This window comes from Enterobacter oligotrophicus, from assembly GCF_009176645.1.
Taxonomy (GTDB): domain Bacteria; phylum Pseudomonadota; class Gammaproteobacteria; order Enterobacterales; family Enterobacteriaceae; genus Enterobacter; species Enterobacter oligotrophicus.
Window position 1 is genome coordinate 3,736,816 of the sequence record NZ_AP019007.1, and the last position, 14,929, is coordinate 3,751,744.

A 14,929-nucleotide genomic window follows, 5' to 3' on the forward strand; every position below is an offset into this window, starting at 1 on the left:
AATGATAATTATTTTCATTTAGATATAGCCTGTGCTATACCATATAGCACAGGCTAATTTTGCTTTGAATTTAACCACATTAGGAGACTTCTGCGATGCACCCACTGCAAGGATTGAAGCGGCTGTTGCTCAGTGCGCTGTTAATGACCGTCACTACCACGGGCGCGCTGGCGGCTGAAAAATTCCAGGTCATAACCACCTTTACCGTCATTGCCGATATGGCGAAAAACGTGGCGGGAGATGCCGCAGACGTCACTTCTATCACCAAGCCCGGTGCGGAAATTCATGAGTATCAACCGACGCCAGGCGATATCAAACGTGCGCAGAAGGCGCAGCTGATTCTGGCTAACGGCATGAATCTGGAACTGTGGTTCCAGCGTTTTTATCAGCATCTCAACGGCGTGCCGGAAGTGATTGTCACGAAAGGCATCACGCCGATGGGGATCACCGAGGGGCCGTATAACGGCAAGCCCAACCCACATGCATGGATGTCGCCGGACAATGCGCTGATCTACGTCGATAACATTCGCGACGCGCTGGTGAAGTACGATCCGGCAAACGCGCAGACCTACCAGCGCAACGCGGAGATCTACAAGCAGAAAATCACCGGGACGCTTGAGCCGCTGCGCAAGCAGGTGGCGGAGATCCCGGAGAACAAGCGCTGGATGGTGACCAGTGAAGGCGCGTTCTCCTACCTCGCGCGGGATTTAGGGCTGAAAGAGCTTTATCTGTGGCCGATCAATGCCGATCAGCAGGGTACGCCTCAGCAGGTGCGCAAAGTGATCGACCAGGTGAAAAAGCACCAGATCCCGGCGGTGTTCAGTGAAAGCACCGTTTCCGATAAACCGGCGCGTCAGGTCGCACGCGAAACGGATACCCACTATGGCGGCGTGCTCTACGTTGACTCACTCAGCGCGGAGAACGGGCCAGTGCCAACCTATATCGATCTGCTTAAAGTCACCACCGGTACGCTGGTGCAAGGCATTCGTGACGGTATGAAGGAGTAAAACATGCAAGAGGGGATTGTCGTTTCAGATGTGACGGTGACGTACCGAAACGGCCACACGGCGCTCCACGATGCCACGTTTAGCATACCGGGCGGCTCAATTGCCGCACTGGTGGGCGTAAACGGATCGGGTAAATCTACGCTCTTTAAAGCGGTGATGGGCTTTGTGCGCGTAGCCAGCGGTTCAATTGCGATTCTGGGCATGCCCACCCATCGCGCGCTGCGCCAGAATTTGGTGGCATATGTTCCGCAGTCGGAAGAGGTGGACTGGTCGTTTCCGGTGCTGGTGGAAGATGTGGTCATGATGGGGCGCTACGGTCATATGGGGTTTCTGCGTCGTCCCAAAGAGCACGATCGCCGCATCGTCACCGAAGCCCTGAGGCGCGTCGATATGCTGGAGCTTCGCCACCGGCAAATTGGCGAGCTGTCCGGCGGGCAGAAGAAGCGCGTTTTTCTCGCGCGCGCCATCGCTCAGCAGGGGCAGGTGATCCTCCTTGATGAACCCTTTACCGGCGTGGATGTGAAAACCGAGGCCAAAATTATCAGCCTGCTGCGCGAACTGCGTGACGAGGGTAAGACGATGCTGGTCTCGACGCATAACCTGGGTTCGGTGACCGAATTCTGCGATTACACGGTGATGGTCAAAGGCACCGTGCTGGCGAGCGGGCCGACGGAGACCACCTTTACCGCAGAAAATCTTGAGCGCGCCTTCAGCGGCGTGCTGCGACACGTGGTACTCAGCGGTTCAGAAGAGCGCATTATCACCGACGACGAGCGTCCGTTTGTCGCGCATCGTCTGCCTGCGGGTGAGGGGAGGGCACAATGACCGCGCTGCTTGAACCGTTTGGTTATACCTACATGCTCAACGCCATGTGGGTCTCCGCCATGGTGGGCGGTTTGTGCGCCTTTCTCTCCTGCTACCTGATGCTCAAAGGCTGGTCACTGATTGGCGATGCGCTATCGCATTCGATTGTCCCTGGCGTGGCGGGCGCGTATATGCTCGGGCTGCCATTCTCGCTGGGCGCATTTTTATCGGGCGGGCTGGCGGCAGGCAGCATGTTGTTTCTCAACCAGCGCAGCCGACTGAAACAGGATGCGATCATCGGGCTGATCTTCTCCTCCTTTTTCGGGATTGGCCTGTTCATGGTGTCGCTTAACCCGACCTCTGTGAACATTCAGACCATTGTGTTGGGCAATATCCTGGCCATCGCGCCGGAGGATATCGTGCAACTGACGATCATCGGTGTGGTGTCGATCCTCATCCTGCTGGTGAAATGGAAAGATCTGATGGTGACCTTCTTTGATGAAAACCACGCGCGGGCGATTGGGTTGCGTCCGGCGCGTCTGAAAATTATGTTTTTCACGCTACTGGCGGTCTCCACGGTGGCCGCGCTACAAACTGTCGGCGCTTTCCTCGTCATCTGCCTGGTGGTCACGCCGGGCGCAACCGCCTGGCTGCTGACCGATCGCTTCCCCCGACTGCTGATGATTGCGGTAGCGATTGGCAGCATCACCAGTTTTCTTGGCGCGTGGTGCAGCTATTATCTGGACGGTGCAACAGGCGGGATTATCGTGGTGGCACAAACCCTGCTGTTTCTGCTGGCCTTTGTCTTTGCGCCTGTGCATGGCCTTCTGGCAAGCCGACGCCGTGCGCGCCAGGCACCGGAGGGCGAAATATGATTACGCTGCTGCTTGAACCGTTCAGCTTTACCTTCATGAACAACGCACTGGTGATTGCCCTGCTGGTGGCAATTCCCTGCGCGCTGCTCTCGGTTTTTCTGGTGCTAAAAGGCTGGGCGTTGATGGGCGATGCCATGAGCCACGCGGTATTCCCCGGCGTGGTACTCGCCTGGATGGCGGGATTGCCGCTGGCGCTCGGCGCATTCGTGGCCGGGCTGTTCTGCGCCATTGCCACGGGGTATCTCAAAGATAACAGCAGAATTAAGCAGGATACCGTTATGGGTATCGTCTTTTCCGGCATGTTCGCCGCCGGGTTGATTCTCTACATCGCCGTTAAACCTGAAGTGCATCTCGACCATATTTTGTTCGGCGATATGCTGGGGATTAACGGAATGGATATCCTGCAAAGTGGCCTCGTTGCTGCGCTGATTGTCGCCATTATTGGCCTGAAATGGCGCGATTTTCTGCTGTTTTGTTTTGATTACCAGCAGGCGCAGGTGAGCGGTTTACGCACACGCTGGCTGCATTACGGGCTGCTGTGCATGGTTTCGCTCACGATTGTGGCAACGCTAAAAGCAGTGGGGATTATTCTGTCGATATCGCTGCTGATTGCTCCCGGTGCCGTTGCGGTGCTGGTGACCCGGCGCTTTCACGTCGCGCTGCTGGTCGCAACCGTGATTTCGGTGGTGGTATCGCTGAGCGGCGTTTACCTCTCGTTTTACCTCGACAGCGCCCCCGCGCCGACAATAGTGGTGCTGTTTGCCCTGGTGTTTGTCATGACTTTCACGGTCACGAGCATGAAGGCGAAGCGGCAGGAAAGCGTCACAGCAGGGTGATAACGTTGTCACCCATGCGTTTCCAGTGCAGGGTAAACGCTGCGCCCTCCTGAAACCCTGCCAGCGGGCGAGTCAGCGCCAGCGTCAGGTGTTCAGCATCGAGCGCGATGACGCGAGCGCTGTCAAACCCCATCATGGCATTCACCCAGGGGAACAGCGCCTTAAAGAGACTCTCTTTGGCGCTGAAGGTCAGCGTCAGGGCGACGGTAAACGGCAGCGCGTTGTCACGCAGGCGCGATGCTTCCTCCGGGCTGACAATCCCCGCGTGAATCTCTTCGGCTTCCTCTGCGGGTAAAATCGTCTCGCAGTCGATACCGACAGGTTGCCGCGCACGATTTATCACCACAGCCAGCGCGCAGCCGGACGTATGCGTAATGCTCCCGGCGATGCCAGCAGGCCACAAGGGTTCGCCGCTGCCGCCAATGGCTGGCACGGCAGAAATACCGTGCTCCTGCAAGGCATGCGCTGCGGCAAGGCGTCCGGCAAGATGCTCCGCCTGGCGTTTAGGTGCCGCGTGGGCGAGCGTGGTGTGATGAGGTAACCAGAGCAGGTCTGCGTGGGTGAAGGTTGCGGGATCAAATTCAATTCGATGGAGACGATAACCCGCAAGGGTGATAAGGCTGTGAGTGGTATGCATCGTATCCTCTGATAAGAAAAAAGCCCCCTTCGCGGGAAGAGGGCTTACAGTCTATCAGAAGTGCGTATTCACGCTCATGTACCAGGTACGACCCGGCTCGTTGTAGGTGTAGGCACCTGCACCGTACATATACGCGCCAGTAGCGGTGTTCCCCGTCGTCTGGGCATTACCTGCACGCCACTGACGTTTATCGAAGACGTTATCAATCCCGCCAGTCAGGCTGACGTTTTTGGTTACGTCCCAGGTCGCGCTCAGGCCAACGATGCTGTACGGGCTGACTTCGTCTTTCTCAGAGCCCGTAACCGGCTGACCTTTGTAGTTATATTTCTTCGGCTGCTGCTTGCCGTACCAGGTGAAGGTGGACTGCAGCGACACATCCTGATGGACCTGCCAGCTCACAGTTGAGTTCAGCGTGTACTCCGGAATGATCGACAGACGATCGCCCGTCTCCTTGTTCTTACTCTGCAGCATGTAGGTGATGTTGTTGGTCCAGTTGATCGTGTCGCTGACCGGCACATTCAGGGAACCTTCAAGACCTTCCACCACCGCTTTTGGCACGTTTTCCCACTGATAAATATCGGTGGTGACTTTACTGGTGGAGGTCTGGCCGATTGGCGCATAGCCCGCTTCAATCTTGTCGCGGTAGTCGTTGCGGAACCAGGTCACACCCGCCAGCCAGCCGTCGTGTTTCCACTCCAGGCCAATCTCTTTGTTGATGCTGGTTTCGGCTTTCAGATCATCGTTACCCATCATGTAGCAGCCCACGCCGTCTGAACTGGCGTAGCAACCCTGGCCTTTGCTGTACAGCAGATAGTTCGGGTTGGTCTGATACAGGCTTGGTGCTTTGTACGCGCGCGCGATACCCATCTTCAGGGTGAAGTCATCGCCCAGACCTTGCGACAGGTTCAGGGACGGGCTCCAGTTGTTGCCCACGATGGTGTGGTGGTCAAAACGCAGCGCCGGCGTCAACATGGTGCTGTCGGTCAGCTCCATGTTGTTCTCAGCGAACAGAGAGAAGATCTCCGCCGATGAGTACGGGCTACGATCGTCGCTCATGCCAGGGATCGTCCCCCCTTGCTGAGGCTGGGTGTTGGAGGTGGAATCCTTCATGCGCTGCTGGTTCCACTCAGTACCCAGCGTCAGGTTCTGGTTAACCAGGAAATCAATCGGCAGGTTGATCTCGCTGTGCAGCATCACGTCAGCCAGATCGGTATCGGTGAATTTATCGCTGTTGAACAGCCCTTCCAGGCCGCCCGCCAGTCCTTCACCCAGACGGGAGTTACGGGTGTGTTCGTACTGTGCCCAGTTGCTGGTGGTAATGCCGTTATCCCAGCCGCCGTTCCAGGTTACCGCGAAGTTCTGACGATAGATACGGTTGGTCTCTTTACCGTAGTTTTTCTTCACCAGACCGTTGGTGCTGTTATCGTTGTTGGTGTTCTGCGTATCGCCCGCGTAGAGGTTGTTCTGGCGGCTGTAACCCGCTTCAAACTCCAGAGACTGCATCGGCGCGAAGTCCCAGCGCACCACGCCGTTGATGTCTTTGTTTTCCACACCTTCACGGCCTGCTGGCAGCGTGTCGGCGTAAGTACCGGTACGCTCAGACTGGTGGCCCTGGTTGATGTCCCACGCATCGGCCTGGGTTTTGTCCAGGTTGCCGTACATGCGGAAGCTGAAGTCGCCGCCCAGCGGGCCACTCAGACTGAAGTTGGTGCGTTTAGTTGAACCTTCGTCCTTGTGTTCTGGTGCATTCAGGTAGGTGTTCCAGGAACCATGCCACTGGTCGTCGAATTTTTTGGTGATGATATTCACCACTCCACCCGCTGCACCGTTACCGTAACGGGCGGCGGCCGGGCCACGGATCACTTCGATGCGTTCGATCATCTCTGGCGGCACCCAGCCGGTATCCCCACGGGTATCACGCTCGCCGCGCCAGCCCAGGCGGATGGAGTTACGGCTGGTGACCGGTTTGCCGTCGATCAGGATCAGGGTATTTTCCGGGCCCATACCACGGATATCAATCTGTCGGTTGTTACCGCGCTGGCCGCTGGTGGAGTTACCGGTCAGGTTAACGCCCGGCATGGTACGGATGATTTCGGCAACGTCGCGCGCGGGCGGGTTCTTACGGATTTCGTCGGCGGTGATGGTTGATACACCAGGTGCCTGCAGGTTCTGTTCTGCGGCGGTGATCACCATTGTGTCTTCGTGCTGCGCGGTGGCGGCAGTCGTGTCGTCTGCCAGGGCTGGCAGCGCGACGCCGTAAATCCCTAAGTTGACCAGCAAGGCCAGGGAGTGAATCTTCTTATTCATTGTACGTCCTGCTTTTCGCGCCGCATCCCCTGGTCTCCGTTCCCGAAAGGGAGAGGAGGCGGCATGTTGTCACCCGCATGTTGCGTAAGCAGCCCTGTCCTCGAGCGCACACAACGCGTGGCATGGTTATTTTATGAGCGCGCTTCCCACAGCGCGGGCACTACGCTATTGCAAATGCAAATAGTTATCAATAATATTATCAATAATTTTTGTCTTGCAACAAAAAAAGACTCGATAAACATGAGGTTATAGTGACGGCGTTAACAACGGGAAGTGAGGCCTGGTGGCAGTCGAAACGCGGCCCGGACGTGACAGGTATTCAGGGTAACTATCGCGTGACGTTCTGGTGGCGTGACCCGGCGGGTACGCAAAACACGTCGACGGTGAAGCGCGTCTGGATCTATATCACCGGTGTGACCGATCACCATCAAAATGCCCGTCCGCAATCCCTTGAGCGTATTCCTGATACCGACGTCTGGCATTGGCAGGGCGAGTTCAGCCCCGCGTGGCGCGGAAGCTACTGTTTTATCCCTTCTGATAACGAACATGATTTTGCCGATACGGTGTTTCACGGCGAGCAACCGGACCGCATGGCGCTGCGTGAAGGCTGGCGGAAACTGCTGCCCCACGCGGTTTCCGACCCGCTGAACCCGCAGAGCTGGCGTGGCGGGCGCGGCCATGCCGTCTCGGCGCTGGAGATGCCCGGCGCACCGGTGCAGCCAGGCTGGAACCATCCCGATACACCATACAAACAGCCTGTCTGTATTGAATGGAAGAGCGAGCGTTTGCATAACCGTCGCCGCGTGTGGATTTTCACTACCGGCGAGGAAAGCCCTGAACGTCCGCTGGCCGTGTTGCTCGACGGTCAGTTCTGGGCGGAAAGCATGCCCGTCTGGCCTGCCCTGGCGTCACTGACCAGCGAAGGCAAACTGCCGTCCGCGGTTTACGTTCTGATTGACGTGATCGACACCGCACACCGCAGCCGCGAGCTGCCCTGCAATCCTGATTTCTGGCTGGCGGTGCAGGAAGAACTCCTTCCGCTAGTGAAAACCCTCGCGCCATTCAGCGACCGCGCTGACCGGACGGTCGTCGCAGGCCAGAGTTTTGGCGGGCTTTCTTCACTCTATGCTGGCCTTAACTGGCCGCAGCGTTTTGGCTGCGTGCTCAGTCAGTCCGGCTCCTACTGGTGGCCGCACCGCGGTGCACAGCAGGACGGACTACTTATCGAACAACTTAAAGCGGGTGAAAAAACCGCACGCAGGCTGCGCATCGTCCTTGAGGCGGGGCGCAATGAGCCACTTATTTTCCGCGCAAATCAGGCGATTTACGCCGAACTACACACACAGCAACCGGTTATCTGGCGTCAGGTTGACGGCGGACACGATGCGCTTTGCTGGCGCGGTGGGCTGACGCAGGGGCTGATGGCTCTCTGGCAGCCACTTATTCAATAACGGAGTCTGTATGGAATTCAGCAATCCTTTCGATAATCCGCAGGGACAGTTCGCCATTTTGCAAAACGACCAGGGGCAGTACAGCCTGTGGCCGCAGCAGTGCGAACTGCCCGCGGGCTGGCGCGTGGTGTGCGAACCGCAATCTCAGGAAGCGTGCCAGCAGTGGCTGGCGGGACACTGGCAAACGCTTGAACCGTCTTACTTTGCGGAGGAAAACGCATGAACCGTCTTCCTCTCGTCGCCGCCCAGCCGGGTATCTGGATGGCGGAACAGCTTTCCTCGCTGCCAAACGCCTGGAGCGTGGCGCACTATACCGAACTGAAAGGCGATATCGACGCGCCGCTGCTGGCAAAAGCGATTGTTGCGGGCATGATGCAGGCCGATACCCTGCGCACACGCTTTACGGAAGATAACGGCGAGGTGTGGCAGTGGGTGGACGAGTCCATCACTCTGCCGGAGCCGTCAATCGTTCGCGCCGACACACACGACGACGCCGTGGCACTGATGGAAGCCGATCTCAATCAGAACCTGCGTGTCGACAGCGGCCAGCCGCTGGCATTTCACCAGTTAATTCAGGTGGGCGAGCGTCGCTGGTACTGGTATCAGCGTTATCATCATTTACTGGTAGATGGCTTCAGTTTTCCGGCGATTACCCGCCAGATCGCTGCCATTTACAGCGCATGGAAAAAGGGTGAACCTGCACCTGAATCGCCGTTTACACCGTTTGCCGACGTGGTGGACGAGTACCAGCGCTATCGCGACAGCGAAGCGTATCAGCGCGACGGCGCATTCTGGGCAGAGCAGCGCAGGCAGCTTCCGCCACCCGTATCGCTCTCGTCCGCGCCGTTGCCAGGGCGTGCAGCAACCACCGATATCTTGCGCCTGAAAGTGACTGCCGACAGCCGCGCCTTCAGCCAGCTTGCACAGGCCGCAGGGCCGGTTCAGCGTACCGATCTGGCGCTTGCGCTGGTGGCGCTGTGGCTTGGCCGTCTTACCGGTCGGCTGGACTATGCCGCCGGGTTTATCTTTATGCGTCGCATGGGGTCAGCGGCGTTAACCGCAACCGGGCCGGTGCTCAACGTGTTGCCGCTGGCGGTGAATATCGCCCCGCAGGAGAGCCTGCCGGCGCTGGCGTTGCGTTTGTCCAGCCAGTTGAAAAAAATGCGCCGCCATCAGCGTTACGACGCTGAGCAGATCGTGCGTGACAGCGGGCGTGCCGCAGGCGATGAAGCGTTGTTCGGGCCGGTATTGAACGTCAAAGTCTTCGATTATCAGCTGGATATCGACGGTGTGGACGCCATCACCCACACGCTGGCAACGGGGCCGGTTAACGACCTTGAGCTGGCGCTGTTCCCGGACGAGCAGGGCGGTCTGAGCATTGAAATCCTTGCTAACAAACAGCGTTACGATGACGCGACGCTCACCCGCCACGTTGCGCGCCTGAACGCGATGCTGACGCAGTTTGCAGCGAACCCGGACCTGCGCTGTGGGGAGGTGGAAACCGTTTCTGAGCAGGAATACCAGCAGCTTGCCCGCATCAACGACACCGGGCTGGCGTTACCGTCCACCACGCTGGCGGAACTGGTAGCGGAACAGGCGCGCAACACGCCGGACGCCCCTGCGCTGGCCGATGCACATATCGAACTGAACTACCGCCAGATGCGTGAGCAGGTGGTCGCACTGGCAAACGTGCTGCGTGAGCGCGGCGTGAAGCCGGGCGACAGCGTGGCGGTCGCTCTGCCGCGCTCGGTGTTCCTGACGCTGGCGCTGCATGGCATCGTGGAAGCCGGGGCCGCATGGCTGCCGCTGGACACCGGTTACCCGGACGATCGTCTGCGGATGATGCTGGAAGACGCAAAACCGTCTCTGCTTATTACTACCGATGAACAGCTTCCGCGCTTTAGCGATCTGCCCGTAACGACGTTTAGTTACAACACACTATTACCTGCAACGGACGGTGAGCCGCTGCACCTGGCGAAGCCAGAGCAGACCGCGTACATCATCTTTACCTCTGGCTCGACAGGTCGTCCGAAAGGGGTGATGGTCGGGCATACCGCTATCGTTAACCGCCTGAAGTGGATGCAGGATCACTATCCGCTTGATGCGAGCGACGTGGTGGCGCAGAAAACGCCGTGCAGCTTTGACGTATCGGTATGGGAATTCTGGTGGCCGTTTATCGCCGGGGCGAAGCTGGTGATGGCCGAGCCGGACGCACACCGCGATCCGCAGGCAATGCAGAGCTTCTTTGCACAATACGGCGTCACCACCACCCACTTTGTGCCGTCAATGCTGGCAGCGTTTGTTGCCTCGCTGACGCCGGAAAATGCCGACTGCTGCAAAACGTTGAAACAAGTGTTCTGCAGTGGCGAAGCGCTCCCGACCGAACTGTGCCGTGAGTGGGAGCAACTGACCCACGCGCCGCTGCATAACCTCTATGGCCCAACGGAAGCCGCGGTAGATGTGAGCTGGTATCCGGCGTTTGGCCCGGAACTGGCGGCGGTTACAGGTAATAGCGTGCCAATTGGCTTCCCGGTGTGGAACACGGGACTGCGCATTCTGGATGCGATGATGCGACCGGTGCCGTTCGGCGTGGCGGGGGATCTCTATCTCACTGGCATTCAGCTGGCGCAGGGGTATCTGGGACGCCCGGATCTCACGGCGAGCCGCTTTATTGCCGACCCGTTCGCGCCCGGCGAGCGGATGTACCGCACCGGCGACGTTGCCCGCTGGCTGGATAACGGCGCGGTGGAGTATTTAGGCCGCAGCGACGATCAACTGAAAATTCGCGGCCAGCGCATTGAGCTGGGCGAAATCGATCGGGCGATGCTTTCGCTGCCGGATGTGGCTCAGGCCGTGGCACACGCCTGCGTGTTTAACCAGGCGGCGGCCACGGGTGGGGATGCCCGTCAACTGGTGGGATACGTTGTCTCCGAATCCGGTTTACCGCTGGATCGCGATGCGCTGCTGGCTTCCCTGAGAGCACAACTGCCGCCGCACATGGTGCCGGTGGTGCTGCTGCAAATCAGCGCACTGCCGTTAAGCGCTAACGGTAAGCTCGACCGCAAGGCGCTGCCGCTGCCGGAGCTGACCAGCAAAACCTCAGGGCGTGCGCCGGAAAGTGAAACCGAAGTAGCCGTGGCGCAGGCGTTCACCGCGTTGCTGGGCTGCGAGGTGAACGATATCGACGCCGATTTCTTTGCCCTCGGCGGACATTCGCTGCTGGCGATGCGCCTGGCCGCACAGCTCAGCCGTGCGTTTGACCGCAAAGTGACGCCGGGGCAAATTATGGTGGCGTCGACGGTCGGCAAGCTCAGCGCGTTGATGGATTCGCAGATGAGCGATGAGCAGGCACAGCGTCTGGGTTACGAGACGATCCTGCCGCTGCGCGAAAGCGACGGCCCGACGCTGTTCTGCTTCCACCCGGCATCCGGCTTTGCGTGGCAGTTTAGCGTGCTGGCGCGCTACCTCAGCCCGCGCTGGTCGATTACCGGTATTCAGTCACCGCGCCCGGCGGGGCCGATGCAGCAGTGTGCGGATCTGGATGGTGTGATCGCGCACCATCTGAATACGTTGCGCGCACAACAACCGCATGGCCCGTATTATCTGTTCGGCTATTCACTCGGCGGCACGCTGGCGCAGGGTATTGCCGCGCGTCTGCGCGAGCAGGGTGAAGCGGTGGCGTTCCTCGGCCTGCTGGATACCTGGCCGCCGGAAACGCAGAACTGGGCGGAGAAAGAGGCCAACGGCCTTGACCCGGAAGTGCTGGCCGAAATCGAACGCGAACGCCAGGCGTTTATCGCTGCGCAGCAGGGGCAGGGCTCCGGCGAGCTGTTTAACGCCATTGAAGGCAACTACGCCGACGCGGTGCGGTTACTTACCACGGCGCACAGCTCACGCTTCGACGGCAAAGCAACGCTGTTTGTCGCCGAGCGCACGCGAACGATGGACCCGCAGCAGGCCTGGGCTCCGTGGGTGGGGGAGCTGGAGGTTTACAGCCAGGATTGCGCCCACGTGGATATTATCTCGCCGCAGGCGTTTGAGAAGATAGGGCCGGTGTTGAAGGGGATTTTGGGATAGTGAAAATGCCCGGTGGCGCTGCGCTTACCGGGCCTACACGTCGAACGTAGGCCGGGTAAGGCGAAGCCGCCACCCGGCAATTACCGCCGACCCAACGGCACCACCAGCGGCGTACCCGCCACCGGATCGTCAATAATCATGCAGCGCATACCGTAGATCCGCTCGATCAACTCCGGCGTCACAATCGCTTTCGGCGCGCCCTGCGCCACAATCTCACCGTCCCGCAGTGCAATCAGATGCGTGGCGTAGCGGCAGGCCTGATTCAAATCATGCAGCACCGCCGCCAGCGTATACCCCTGCGTGCGGTTCAGTTCGCTCAGCAGCTCCAGCAGGTCAATCTGGTGGCTGATATCCAGCCAGGTTGTCGGCTCATCCAGCAGCATGATGGAGGTTTCCTGCGCCAGCACCATCGCGATCCACGCCCGCTGGCGCTGCCCGCCGGAGAGGGTGTCCACGCTTTGCTGTGCGAGATCGGTAATGCCCGTCGCCTGCATCGCCCGATTCACCGCCTCGTCGTCCTCTTTGCGCCAGCGGGTAAACAGCGGCTGGTGCGGGTAGCGCCCGCGCGAGACCAGCTCCTGCACCGTAATATCGCCCGGCGTGGTGGCATTTTGCGCCAGCAGCCCAATGCGGCGTGCCACCTCTTTGCTGGCGAAGCGCTGGATCTGCTCGCCGTCGAGATACACGCAACCCTCAACCGGCGTCATCAGACGGCTGAGGGTGCGCAGCAGGGTCGATTTGCCGCAACCGTTCGGGCCGATAATCGCCGTAAAGTGACCATCCGGGATTGCCACGCTTAAATCGCGGGCAATGATTTTTTTGCCATAGCCGAGGGTTAAGTTTTCGCCGCGCAAGCGGGATGCTGTGTCTGTCATTTCTTGCGTGACTCCTGAACGAGCAACACGATGAGGTAAATCCCGCCGAGGCTGACGGTCACCACGCCCACCGGAAGTTGATAAGGCATAAACAGCTGCTGGGCGCAGAGATCGGCGGCCAGCAACAACAACGCACCGCACAGCGCCGCCTGGGTTAAGCCCCAGCGTGCCGTGCCGCTGAGACGCCGCGCAATGTGCGGTGCCACCAGCGCGATAAATGAGATCGGCCCGGCAATGGCGGTAGCGGCGGCTGTCAGTAATACCGCCACCAGCATCAACATCAGGCGCGAGCGCTCAACGCCGACGCCCAGCGCACAGGCGCTGTCATCACCCATTTCCAGCAGGCGCATGCGGCGCACCAGCAGCAGCGCGCCAACAAACATCAGTAAAATGAGCGGGGCAGCAGGCCAGGTTTTGCCCCACGTCAGGCCGTTCAGTGAACCGGCATACCACAGCCCGGCGGAGAGCGCAGTTTCAAGCGAGGCCTGCAGTAACAGCCAGGTGTTAAAGGCCATCAGCATGGCGCGCACGCCGATACCGATGATGATCAGGCGGAAGGTGTCGATACCGTTGCGCCAGGCCAGCAGCCAGATAATCAACGAAGTTAAAATGCCGCCAGTCATTGCCGTAAAGGTAATTGCCGTCAGGTGCTGACCGAACAGCACCATCGCCACCAGTACGCCGCTCCAGGCCCCCGTGTTGAGGCCCATCACGTCCGGGCTGCCGAGCGGGTTGCGCATCAGCGACTGGAAAATCGCACCGCTGACACCCAGCGCCGCACCGACCAGAATCGCCATCGCCACACGCGGCAGCCGCCATTCCGTCACCACCAGGGTGATATTGCGCGGCGCGCTGCCGAGCAGGGCATTAAAGACCTGGGCAAAATCGAGCGTTACCGCGCCGCTGCGCAGGCTCCAGACCGCCAGCAGCACAATGGCGGCAATCAGCAGGGACACGCTGGTCACTAAACGACGGGACGGGGCCATCATGCGCCACCTCCGCGTTTACGCCGCACCAGGAAGATCAGCACCGGCGCGCCAATAAAGGCGCTCACCACCGACACGCGCAGTTCACCGGGCACCAAAAGACGGCCCAGCACATCGGCAAACAGCAGCAGGGCAGGTGTTGCCAGCAGCGTGACGGGCAATGACCAGCGGTGATCGGCCCCTACCAGCCAGCGCGCCATATGCGGCATCATCAGGCCGATAAAGGCAATCGGGCCGACCACCGCCGTCGCGCTACCGCACAGGACGGTGATCGCGAGAAGACCCATCAACTGCGTGCGTGCCACGCGGTTGCCGAGCGCGGTAGCGGTGTCGCTGCCGAGGCTCAGGCTGTTCAGCGCGCGGCTTAAAAACAGCACCACGACGGCGGCGATAATCACCGGAACAATAACCACTTTTAAGGTTTCGAGTGTGCGGATATCCAGCGAACCGGCCTGCCAGAAGCGCAACTGATCGTAGACATCCGGGTTAAGCAGAGCGATGCCGTTCGATAATCCTTCCAGCACCGCCGCGAGCGCAACACCTGCAAGCGTCAGACGTACCGGGCTGAGCTGTCCACCGCCCTGGCTGCCGGTAAAGGCCACCACCAGCGACGCCGCCAGCGCGCCGCAAAAGGCCATCACCAGTTGTTCAGACGGAGAGGTGAAACCAAACAGTGCCGCGCCGAGCACAATGGCGAAACTGGCACCAGAGTTCACGCCGAGAATGCCAGGGTCCGCCAGCGGGTTGCGGGTGAGGGTTTGCATCAGGGCACCGGCAAGCCCGAGCGCACCACCGGCCAGCAGGCCAGCAAGGGTTCGCGGCAGACGAGCATCCAGCACGATGATGCAGTCGGCACTCTGGCAGGTACCGGAGAGCGCATCGACAATAACGGATGCGGGCAGCGGTTTCGCGCCGACCAGCAGGCTGAGTGCAATCGCAAGGATCAACAGTAGCAACAACACGGGTACGGCAATGGCACGCACCGTGGAGGAGGAAAACGACATAGCAACATCCATGATGTGATAATGATATTAATTATCGTTATCTATCTTATTTGGCTATGTTAGCATGTGC

At 59.5% G+C, this 14,929-nt stretch carries 12 protein-coding genes; 7 read left to right on the forward strand and 5 right to left on the reverse strand.

The annotated features are described in order from the left end of the window. Window positions 1-143 precede the first annotated feature (143 nt). From sitA to EoCCA6_RS17890, 4 genes are read left to right on the forward strand one after another with little or no spacing between them, the layout of a single operon-like run. On the forward strand, window positions 144-1,007 hold the full coding sequence (sitA, locus tag EoCCA6_RS17875) for an iron/manganese ABC transporter substrate-binding protein SitA (RefSeq protein WP_373308836.1): 864 nt from the start codon (window positions 144-146) through the stop codon (window positions 1,005-1,007). Window positions 1,008-1,010: 3 nt separating this feature from the next. Then, a complete protein-coding gene (gene sitB / locus EoCCA6_RS17880) occupies window positions 1,011-1,832 on the forward strand; it encodes an iron/manganese ABC transporter ATP-binding protein SitB (protein ID WP_152083786.1) in 822 nt (273 codons plus the stop codon). Beyond that, window positions 1,829-2,686 (forward strand): iron/manganese ABC transporter permease subunit SitC, encoded by an 858-nt coding sequence (gene sitC, locus EoCCA6_RS17885; protein ID WP_152083787.1) that lies wholly within the window; start codon window positions 1,829-1,831, stop codon window positions 2,684-2,686. Before sitB ends, sitC begins: the two co-directional genes overlap by 4 nt. Further along, window positions 2,683-3,522, forward strand: coding sequence for a metal ABC transporter permease (locus tag EoCCA6_RS17890; RefSeq protein WP_152083788.1), 840 nt, complete (start codon window positions 2,683-2,685; stop codon window positions 3,520-3,522). Before sitC ends, EoCCA6_RS17890 begins: the two co-directional genes overlap by 4 nt. Here EoCCA6_RS17890 and entD read toward each other — a convergent pair. Together entD and EoCCA6_RS17900 are read right to left on the reverse strand one after the other, a co-directional pair. Then, complete coding sequence (entD, locus tag EoCCA6_RS17895) at window positions 3,509-4,159, reverse strand: enterobactin synthase subunit EntD (RefSeq protein ID WP_152083789.1); 651 nt, start codon at window positions 4,157-4,159, stop codon at window positions 3,509-3,511. The genes EoCCA6_RS17890 and entD overlap by 14 nt on opposite strands. Window positions 4,160-4,213: 54 nt before the next feature. Next, window positions 4,214-6,466, reverse strand: a complete 2,253-nt coding sequence (locus EoCCA6_RS17900; RefSeq protein ID WP_152083790.1) for a TonB-dependent siderophore receptor — start codon at window positions 6,464-6,466, stop codon at window positions 4,214-4,216. A gap of 251 nt (window positions 6,467-6,717) precedes the next feature. Between EoCCA6_RS17900 and fes the strand changes: the two genes are divergently transcribed. Genes fes through entF form a run of 3 tightly spaced genes read left to right on the forward strand, consistent with a single transcriptional unit; the run spans window position 6,718 to window position 11,994 of the window. After that, window positions 6,718-7,917 carry an enterochelin esterase gene (fes, locus tag EoCCA6_RS17905; RefSeq protein WP_152083791.1) on the forward strand — a complete coding sequence of 400 codons (1,200 nt, stop codon included), beginning with the start codon at window positions 6,718-6,720 and terminating at the stop codon, window positions 7,915-7,917. Window positions 7,918-7,927: 10 nt separating this feature from the next. Beyond that, on the forward strand, window positions 7,928-8,140 hold the full coding sequence (locus EoCCA6_RS17910; protein ID WP_152083792.1) for an MbtH family protein: 213 nt from the start codon (window positions 7,928-7,930) through the stop codon (window positions 8,138-8,140). Beyond that, on the forward strand, window positions 8,137-11,994 hold the full coding sequence (gene entF, locus EoCCA6_RS17915) for an enterobactin non-ribosomal peptide synthetase EntF (RefSeq protein ID WP_152083793.1): 3,858 nt from the start codon (window positions 8,137-8,139) through the stop codon (window positions 11,992-11,994). The genes EoCCA6_RS17910 and entF overlap by 4 nt, the downstream gene beginning before the upstream one ends. Before the next feature lie 80 nt (window positions 11,995-12,074). Here the strand turns inward: entF and fepC are convergent, their stop codons facing one another. The 3 genes from fepC to fepD are packed head-to-tail and all read right to left on the reverse strand — an operon-like array spanning window position 12,075 to window position 14,859. Next, window positions 12,075-12,869, reverse strand: coding sequence for an iron-enterobactin ABC transporter ATP-binding protein (gene fepC / locus EoCCA6_RS17920; protein ID WP_152083794.1), 795 nt, complete (start codon window positions 12,867-12,869; stop codon window positions 12,075-12,077). After that, complete coding sequence (gene fepG / locus EoCCA6_RS17925; RefSeq protein WP_152084481.1) at window positions 12,866-13,855, reverse strand: iron-enterobactin ABC transporter permease; 990 nt, start codon at window positions 13,853-13,855, stop codon at window positions 12,866-12,868. The genes fepC and fepG overlap by 4 nt, the downstream gene beginning before the upstream one ends. Next, entirely contained in the window at window positions 13,855-14,859 is a 1,005-nt protein-coding gene (gene fepD, locus EoCCA6_RS17930) for a Fe(3+)-siderophore ABC transporter permease (RefSeq protein ID WP_152083795.1), read from the reverse strand. Before fepD ends, fepG begins: the two co-directional genes overlap by 1 nt. Window positions 14,860-14,929: the final 70 nt, after the last annotated feature.